Here is a 1,085-nt window from a genome sequence, read left to right on the forward strand (position 1 = left end):
CAAAAATACAGATCCGAAAACTTTAGAGCCAAGAAAAGTGAAAATTAATGATTCTGGCATTGTTTACTGGCAAGCAAATAATGAAGAAGATAAAAAATCACACTTATGGAATGATATAGAAGGTGTTTTTGAGACTGAAGAATTTTATTTAATGAAAATCGACAAAAACAAAATTTTTATTTTACCTAAGAGAATGATTTCTACAAAAGTTCAAAGTGATTTTATAGAGAAACATGTTACGAAATAAAATAAAGTTATCAAATGATACCTATTTAACGATAGAAACTAAGTAATAAACAAAATATAGAAATCCTCATAATGTATTTCTATATTTTTATAAAGCTCTATATTAAAGAGCCAACAGGGTACACTTATTTGTCACTATTAGAAGTCTTTGGTATAATTGATAATATAATGTGACAACAGAGTTGTGCATTTTAGTTTTTATTTTATAAAAGGAGTTGATGAATTTAATGTTGAAAATTCGTTTGCATGGCGAGAGTGAAGAAGTTGATAAATTTATTGAATGGTTAGAATCGCAAAATGAAGAAGTAAAGATTTTAAACGAATCAGAATTTTATAAAGATAGAGGTAAAAGTGTATATGTCCGTAAATATTTAGATATTGATATGAAAGATTGAGGAAGATTTTATGAAGGTTGGATATGCTCGTGTTAGTAGTAAAACTCAAAATTTAAATCGTCAAATAGAAAAATTAAATTCTGAAAAAGTTGAAAAAATATTTTCAGAAAAAATGCAAGGTGATCAAACAGAAAGACCAGCTTTAAATGAAATGCTCGAATTTATTCGAGAGGGCGATATAGTAACCGTTACAGAATTAGATCGTTTGGCAAGAGATAATAAATTACTAACTAATCTAATTGCTGCAATTCATAAAAAAGGTGCGACACTAGACGTTTTAAATCTTCCTACTTTAAAGGGTATAGAGGATAATAATTTAAGATTATTAATTAATAATTTAATAATCGAAATTTACAAGTACCAAGCTGAATCTGAAAGAATAAGAATCAAAGAAAGACAAAGGCAAGGAATAGAAATAGCGAAAAAAGAAGGACGTTTTAGAGG

General features: G+C 27.3%; 3 protein-coding genes. All 3 read left to right on the forward strand.

Features of this window, described 5'->3' with window-relative positions; all coding sequences use genetic code 11:
- The coding region (locus KQI94_RS16090) for a YcxB family protein (RefSeq protein ID WP_216454654.1) at positions 1-247 on the forward strand (247 nt) is incomplete at its 5' end.
- 226 nt (positions 248-473) lie between these two features.
- Positions 474-641 (forward strand): hypothetical protein, encoded by a 168-nt coding sequence (locus KQI94_RS16095; RefSeq protein WP_160806404.1) that lies wholly within the window; start codon positions 474-476, stop codon positions 639-641.
- A gap of 10 nt (positions 642-651) precedes the next feature.
- Positions 652-1,085: recombinase family protein (locus tag KQI94_RS16100; RefSeq protein ID WP_216454656.1), on the forward strand; the 434-nt coding region annotated here is incomplete at its 3' end.

The sequence above is a fragment of the Enterococcus sp. S183_ASV_20 genome (assembly GCF_018919685.1).
GTDB lineage: Bacteria > Bacillota > Bacilli > Lactobacillales > Enterococcaceae > Enterococcus > Enterococcus faecalis.

Coding starts and splice junctions, on each gene's coding strand:
- KQI94_RS16095 (WP_160806404.1), top strand. CDS start 474: ATGTTGAAAATTCGTTTGCATGGCGAGAGTGAAGAAGTTGATAAATTT.